At 47.0% G+C, this 7,644-nt stretch carries 5 protein-coding genes; 2 read left to right on the plus strand and 3 right to left on the minus strand.

Annotation, left to right across the window (positions count from 1 at the left end):
- The 3 genes from VK080_RS10035 to VK080_RS10045 all read right to left on the minus strand — a co-directional run.
- On the minus strand, positions 1-1,283 hold a 1,283-nt coding region (locus VK080_RS10035), incomplete at its 3' end, for an aldehyde dehydrogenase family protein (protein WP_324224635.1).
- Between the two features lie 35 nt (positions 1,284-1,318).
- The gene (locus VK080_RS10040) at positions 1,319-2,992 is read right to left on the minus strand and encodes a thiamine pyrophosphate-dependent enzyme (protein WP_324224636.1); all 1,674 of its coding nucleotides are present in this window, start codon (positions 2,990-2,992) and stop codon (positions 1,319-1,321) included.
- Positions 2,992-4,170 (minus strand): LL-diaminopimelate aminotransferase, encoded by a 1,179-nt coding sequence (locus VK080_RS10045; RefSeq protein ID WP_324224637.1) that lies wholly within the window; start codon positions 4,168-4,170, stop codon positions 2,992-2,994. The genes VK080_RS10040 and VK080_RS10045 overlap by 1 nt, the downstream gene beginning before the upstream one ends.
- 445 nt (positions 4,171-4,615) lie before the next feature.
- Between VK080_RS10045 and VK080_RS10050 the strand changes: the two genes are divergently transcribed.
- Both VK080_RS10050 and VK080_RS10055 read left to right on the plus strand, forming a co-directional pair.
- On the plus strand, positions 4,616-5,950 hold the full coding sequence (locus VK080_RS10050) for a sodium-dependent transporter (RefSeq protein ID WP_324224638.1): 1,335 nt from the start codon (positions 4,616-4,618) through the stop codon (positions 5,948-5,950).
- Between the two features lie 142 nt (positions 5,951-6,092).
- Entirely contained in the window at positions 6,093-7,436 is a 1,344-nt protein-coding gene (locus VK080_RS10055) for a CoA-disulfide reductase (protein ID WP_324224639.1), read from the plus strand.
- The last annotated feature ends 208 nt before the right edge of the window (positions 7,437-7,644 follow it).

A 7,644-nucleotide genomic window follows, 5' to 3' on the forward strand; every position in this document is an offset into this window, starting at 1 on the left:
ACACGGTTGGCATCTGCGGTGAAAATCGAGCTTGACAGACCGTACGAGACGCCATTGTTCACTTCAATTGCTTCTTCAAAACTCTTTACCGGGATCAGCGAAATAACCGGACCAAAGATTTCTTCCTGGGAAATGCGCATATCCGGTGTGCAATCCGTAAACAATGTCGGTGCGAAATAGTGACCCTTTGCAAATTCACCGTCAGTCAGCACGTAACCGCCTGCAACCAGTTTTGCCCCTTCTTTTTTGCCGATCTGAATATATTTTTCGATTTTATCAAGGCCAGCCTGATTGATGATCGGACCAACTTTATTGGATTCATCCAGCCCGTCGCCAATGGTCAGTTTTTCGATTTCAGCAAGCAGACGCTCCTCGAGACGTTCTTTAACATCTTCATGAACGATGACCCTGCTGGCTGCTGTACAGCGCTGGCCGCTTGTGCCATACGCACTCCAAATAATGCCTTCAACGGCTAAATCAAGGTCTGCGTCGTCCATGACGATAATGGCATTTTTGCCACCCATTTCAAGTGATACCTTTTTCAACTGTTTGCCGCATTCACTCGCAATATTGCGTCCTGTTTCATTGGAGCCGGTAAAGGAAATAACCCGGATATCATCATGATTAACCATGGCATCGCCGACTTGCGAGCCTTTGCCATACACCACATTCAATATACCTTTTGGCAGTCCGGCTTCTTCCAGGATTTTCGCCAGCTCATACGCCATAATCGGTGTTTCAGTCGCGGGCTTCCAAATAACCGCATTACCTGCAACGATTGCCGGGAATGACTTCCAGGTGGCAATTGCAATCGGGAAATTCCATGGTGTGATAATACCGACAACACCAACCGGAGCACGCTGGCTCATCGAAAATTTATTCGGCAATTCTGCAGGGGTGGTGTGACCGAACAAGCGACGTCCTTCCCCAGCCATATAAAACGCCATGTCAATGCCTTCCTGCACTTCACCGCGAGCCTCTTCCAGCACTTTGCCGTTTTCCATCGTCAGCAATTGAGAAAGATGCTCTTTGCGCTCCTTCATCATCCGGCCGACTTCAAATAAAACCTCAGCCCGCTGTGGTGCGGGAACCAGCGCCCACTCCTTTTGCGCTTTTTTGGCTGCTGCAACGGCTTTATCAACCGTTAAGCCGTCTGACAGGGGGACGTTGACGATCGTTTCCCCGTTTGCCGGATTAACGACTGGGGCAGATTCATTTCCTTCCACCCATTCACCGTCAATAAAATTTTGCAGTTTTTCTGTCTTAAGTAATACCTCACTCATACAAAACATACCTCCTAAAATTAAATATGAATCAACTATTGATTAGCACGATCACGGATTTGTGCAATCGTGGATGAAACTGAAATCTGTTCCTTGCCGGTTAAAATCTCAATAACAGCCGGCACGTTTTTTTGCAGTGCCGTTTCAAACGCTTCAGCAAACATCTCAGACGTCTTGACCAAGTAACCATCTGCTCCAACACTTTTAGCCAAGTCCTTAAACGAAACACTTCCTAGATCAGTGCCGATGACTTTTTCCGGATAATGGATCTCCTGGTGCATCCGGATCGTTCCATACATGTTGTTGTTAAAAACCAGACAGATGACAGGGATGTTATATCTGACCGCTGTTTCCAATTCCTGCATGGTCATCATGAACCCGCCGTCACCCGCTAATGCGACGACCGTTTTATCCGGCAAGGCGAGTTTTGCCCCGAGTGCTGCCGGCATCCCATACCCCATCGCACCGGATGTGGGACCCACATAAGTATGTTTTTCTTTGAACGGATAAAAAGCGTGGAGCCAGCCGGCAAAGTTTCCGGCATCATTGGTCAGAAGTGTATTATCCGGCAATATCTTGTCCATCATTGCCACTATATGCTTATTGATGACGTCTTTATGCGATACATCAAGACGGCTGATTGATTCAAAAGCACGCCTGCGTTCATCCGCCCAATTTTTCCAGCTGCCCTGAATGTCCATCCCGATTAACGCCTGCAGTGCTTCTCCTGCGTCTGCGACAACCCCGGCATCCGGCATGAATACTTTGCCAATGGTCTCATAACTAATATCGATATGGATTAACTTTTTCTCCGGTGTGATGATCTGATAATCCTGCGTTGTCACCTCAGACAACCGTGTGCCGATTGCCAAAATCGTGTCTGCTTCCGCCACTGTCTTTAGTATATTCGGGTTGGTTCCCAGTCCAAGGTGCCCGGCATACAATGGGTGATCATTCGGGAAAATGTCTTGCCGTCGAAATGCCGCGATGACAGGTAGATGATATTTTTCGGCAAAGGTCACAAGTTTCGCTTCTGCCTGCGATCGTTTAATGCCCCCGCCGGCAATGATGAGCGGTTTTTCGGCTGAATTCAGCAGCTGCTCAACTTGTGTCACTTCCTCCCGCGCCGGGACCGGTTTCGGCTTGACAGCAGCCGGGCCAAATGTCATCTTCGCTTCAGCCGGCAGAACATCCTCTGGCAGCGACACAACCACAGGCCCCGGACGACCCGTTTTGGCAATGCGGAATGCCCGCTGTACGATCTCGGCCATCCGCTCCGGGTCCTTCACTTCCACAGCCCATTTAGCGATATGCCCGAAATACCGATCAAGATCAACTTCCTGAAACCCCTCCCTGCCCCGGAACTTACTGTGTACCTGACCCAAAAACACCACCATTGGCGTGGAATCCTGATAAGCGGTATGGACCCCAATAGAAAGGTTTGATGCCCCGACACCGCGTGTGGCCATCACAACACCGGGCTGCAGGGATGACTTGGCATACCCTTCCGCCATAAACGCCGCACCGCTTTCATGCCTTGCAGATATCAGATTAATCGATTCGTCATCATACAGTGCATCCAACAACGGTAAATAACTCTCCCCCGGGACACAAAATGCGTTACTGATTCCTTCAATTTTCATACACTCAACGATAGCCTGTGCGGCTGTAACCGTTTTCGTTGTACGTGTTGCCGCTTTCGTTTTCATTAACGGGGCACCTCCTGCAAATTCAACTGTTTCATGCGGCTGATGACATCATCCAATCGCTCGGCTGTCACCGTAAGCGCTGTCCTGAAATACCCTTCACCCCGAGAGCCAAAAGCATTCCCAGGCGTGATGATAACCCCCGCTTCGTTCAGCAATTTGTTCGCAAACGACATCGATGTAAAGCCATCCGGGACCCTTGCCCAAAGAAAAATGGTCCCATTTGGTTTATCTGCCTCGATACCAAGCTCTTGGAAGGCACAATAAAGTTTTTCCATCCGCTCCTGGTAAATGGTGTTATGCGCCTTCACTGCCGAAAAGTCACTTGTCAATGCAGCGGAAGCAGCTTTTTGGATAGGAAGGAACTGGCTCGAATCAATATTGCTTTTGAATGCAGCCAGCGCTTGAATCACCTCCTTGTTCCCAACCACATAACCAATCCGCCAACCGGTCATGTTAAAACTTTTCGACAGCGACCCGAATTCCACCGCATGTTCTTTGGCCCCGGGAATCTGCATGGCACTCGGTGCTTCATACCCGTTAAATGTGATCATGTCGTAGGCGGCATCATGAACCAGGAGCAGCTGATTTTTCCGCGCAAATGCAATCGCTTTCAAAAAAGTGTCGTCATTTGCGGTGGCGGCTGTCGGATTGCCTGGGTAGTTCAACAGCATTAATTTTGCTTGATTGATAGATTCTTGATCGATCTTTTCATATGACGGTTCATAACTATTTGTAGCATCCAATGGCAAAGCCACACTGTTTCCGCCGGCTAAATGGACGGCCGTCCGATAAACCGGATACCCGGGGTCGGGAACTAATACGGTATCGCCGGGATTGATTGTGGCGTGCATCAGGTTGGCAATCCCCTCTTTAGATCCAATGAGAGCGAGTACTTCCGTCTCCGGATCCAGTTCAACGTCATACTGTTTTTGGTAATGGTGAGCGACCGCTTCCTTGAATTCTTTAGTGCCACTATACGTTGAATAACGATGATTGGCAGCGACTCTGGATTCTTCAGCCAGTCGGTCAATGATAAAATCTGGTGTCGGCAAATCCGGGGCACCAATACCCAAATCGATCACATCCACACCGTCTGCCTGAAGTTCCTTTTTCTTCTGCTGAAACTCGGAAAATAAATATGGCGGTAAATTGTTCACTTTATCAGAGACAAACGACATCCCGTATCCCCCTTATTTCATTTTGTGAAACGCCATTTCATTTATCTGCTGTAAGTGTAAATCACGATTTAAAATATTGCAACTGTTTGTAATTAAATGATTTGAAATGATGCTAAAGTTCTGCCAGCTTTATCAGTGCCTCCTTGTAGATGTCATTCAGAGCCCAAGTCAGTCACTCCAGCAAGTTTTGGCAAGTAGTACTTGAGCCCATATTTTGTATTCGGGAACATGTTTGTATTTTCGCGCCCATGTTTCGGTTCTCGGGAACATGTTTACGATTTTGCGCTTAGATCGCCCAGACATGTGCCGATCTCAATCATTATATTCCAAAAGCCATAAAGATATTTAATGTTTCAAACAAGGCATTATTGTAGTGATAATTGTGGATAAGGCCGAAAATGGTATATAATATTGGTCTAACGTTTTGAGTTGAGAGGAGACAATTATGCGTGATCAATGGTCATCCAGGATTGGTTTTATTTTATCATCTGCCGGAGCGGCAATCGGACTTGGCGCCATTTGGAAATTCCCTTATATGACGGGGATGAATGGGGGTGGTGCCTTTTTCCTGCTTTTTATTATCTTTACATTAGTCATTGGACTTCCGCTGCTGATCACTGAATTTATCATCGGCCGCGGGGCCCAGAAAGAGGCGGTCAGTGCTTTTAAAAAATTGGCTCCTGACAGCGGCTGGTCGATTATCGGCTACTGGGGTGTCGGCGGTTCATTTATCTTACTGTCATTTTATAGTGTTGTCGGCGGATGGGTGCTCATTTACAGCATCATGTCACTGTTTGGTTCCGTGATTTCCGACAATGCCAATTACGAGCAGTTATTTGGAATGATTACCGGTGATCCGCTTATAGCCATTTCCGGGCATGCCACGTTTTTAATCATCGCCGTCACCATCGTTTCCTTTGGCATTAAAGACGGGATTGAAAAAGCAAGCAAAGTGATGATGCCATTATTATTTATCTTTTTTATGATATTGGTTCTCCGGTCCGTGACCTTTGAAGGCGCAGCTGAAGGTCTTAAGTTTTTCCTGCAGCCGGACTTTTCCCAAATCACAGCAGAAGGAATTCTATATGCACTCGGTCAATCCTTCTTCGCCCTGGCTGTCGGTTTCTCGGTGATGGTGACATACAGTTCCTATCTGGAGAAAGATGTGAGTCTGCCATTTTCAGCAGCATCGGTATCCATTATGAACATTTTTGTTTCACTTTTGGCCGGACTGGCGATTTTCCCTGTTGTTTTTTCATTCGGACTTGAGCCGACAGAAGGACCTGGCCTCTTGTTTATGGTACTTCCTCAAGCTTTCGCACAGATGCCGCTCGGTGAAGTATTCCTGACGTTATTCCTATTGTTATTTCTGTTTGCCATTTTCACCTCGGCATTCAGCATGCTTGAAATTATGACAGCCGCTGTGACTGCCAGAAGGGATTATTCACGAACCAAAGTCGCTTGGATTTCCGGCCTGATTGTTTTTATTGCCGGTATTCCAGCCGCACTGTCGTCCAGCACACTGGCAAACTTTAAAATTTTTGGGTTGACCGTCTTTGATGCAAGCGACTTTCTTGTCAGTAACATGCTGCTTCCGGGCGGATGTCTGCTGATGGCTTTATTCATCGGGATAAAAATGGATCGTACCTTGATGAAGCAAGAATTTTCATATGGCAATAACTTATCATCCAGCACATATCAGCTTTGGTTTCAGATTATGCGCTGGGTTGTGCCTGTTACGATCGTTATCGTATTTTTAAATTCACTGGGAATCATCTGACCGTGGAAGTCTGCACTGCAGGCTTCCATTTTTCTTTGTTAAACGACGTCTATGTGAGAGGCTTTAATTGTGAACTTCAGCATCCGGGGATTAAAACGTCTCGCAAAAGGGAATTTTATTATGAAAGGAGGGCACATGACATATGGTCAAAAAAATTGTCATTGTCGGAGGCGTTGCGGGCGGTGCTAACGTTGCTGCACAAATACGCCGCGACGATCAGGAATCAGACATTACGCTGTTTGATAAAGGCGAACAAATTGCTTTTTCAACGTGTGGCATGCCCTACTATCTGGGCGGAATTGTTAATAAACGGGACCACCTCCTTGTCAGCAGCGATAAATTTGCCGCGAAGTATGACATAAACTTGCAGACTAATACAGAGGTGACAGCCATCGATCGTGAAAATAAGACGATTGCCTATCGGGATTCATCAGGCACAGAACAAACATCCTATGATAAACTCATCCTTTCCCCGGGTGCTTCTGCCAAAAAACCGGCACTGGAAGGGATGAATCACAAACGAACCTTCACCCTGCACAATATCCCGGATATGGATGCGATTGAACGCTTTATTGAAACTGAAAAACCGCGAACGTGTGCCATAATTGGCGCTGGTTTTATCGGATTGGAAATGCTGGAAAACCTGGAGGAACGAGGAATCAACTGTACAATCATTGACCATTCTGAACAGGTTATGAAACTGGTTGATAAAGATATGGCTGACATTATCGAAGACCATCTGGAAACAAAAGGTGTTCAGCTTTTGCTGGATGACGGACTGGCGTCATTTTCTAATAACGGTACGACATTGCACTTAACAAGCGGAAAAAGTCTTCAGGCCGATATGACCCTGATGGCCGTGGGGATACAGCCGAATGTAAAACTTGCTGCGGACAGTGCGCTGGAAATTGGTGAAACAGGTGCCATTAAAGTGAATGATTATATGCAAACAAACGACCCGGATATTTATGCGCTGGGCGATGCAGTTCAGACAAATGACCTGCTGACCGGAACGCCAAGGCATGTCGCGCTTGCAGGGCCGGCTCATCGCCAGGCTTTTATCATTGCGCAACACCTTAAGGGCGGTGATACTGCCTATCAGGGCGTTCAGGGGTCCGCTATTTTCAAAGTGTTTGATTTAAGTGCTGGTGCAACGGGACTGAACAAAGCTGTATTAAACCTTTTGAGAATCAGGTATAAAGAGGCTGTACACGAGACCCGGTCACATGCCGGCTATTATCCCGGGGCTGAAAAGATCTGCTTAAAAGTTCTGTTTGATGCCACAGACGGACGTCTATACGGAGCTCAAGCTGTTGGACGGGAAGGTGTCGATAAACGTCTGGCAGTAATGGCAACCGCTATGAAAGCAAACATGACCGTACATGACCTTCCTGAACTGGAGCTGGGTTATGCCCCGCCTTACTCCTCACCAAAGGACCCGATTAATGTCCTTGGGTATAAAGCGGAAAGTATGCTGGAATCTTAAAGTGAAACTGCAATCAGTGGAACGGTATTTCTCCACTGATTGCTAGTTGAACAGGGCATTTAGGGACGAGGCTGGGACAAAAGCATTTTTATTAAAGAAAAATCCGAACTTTAGTTGGTGCATATATCCCGCTCCGGAAATATACTTGGTGCTCGCCGTGTTGCATGAGGTGTCGAAGAAGCAGCACTCCTCGCAACTCGCAGTTTAC

Source organism: Lentibacillus sp. (assembly GCF_035301925.1).
Lineage (GTDB): Bacteria > Bacillota > Bacilli > Bacillales > Amphibacillaceae > Lentibacillus.

Excerpts from the sequence above, each read along its gene's own strand:
- VK080_RS10040 (WP_324224636.1), bottom strand. The coding sequence starts at position 2,992 with ATGAAAACGAAAGCGGCAACACGTACAACGAAAACGGTTACAGCCGCA.
- VK080_RS10045 (WP_324224637.1), bottom strand. The coding sequence starts at position 4,170 with ATGTCGTTTGTCTCTGATAAAGTGAACAATTTACCGCCATATTTATTT.
- VK080_RS10050 (WP_324224638.1), top strand. The coding sequence starts at position 4,616 with ATGCGTGATCAATGGTCATCCAGGATTGGTTTTATTTTATCATCTGCC.
- VK080_RS10055 (WP_324224639.1), top strand. The coding sequence starts at position 6,093 with ATGGTCAAAAAAATTGTCATTGTCGGAGGCGTTGCGGGCGGTGCTAAC.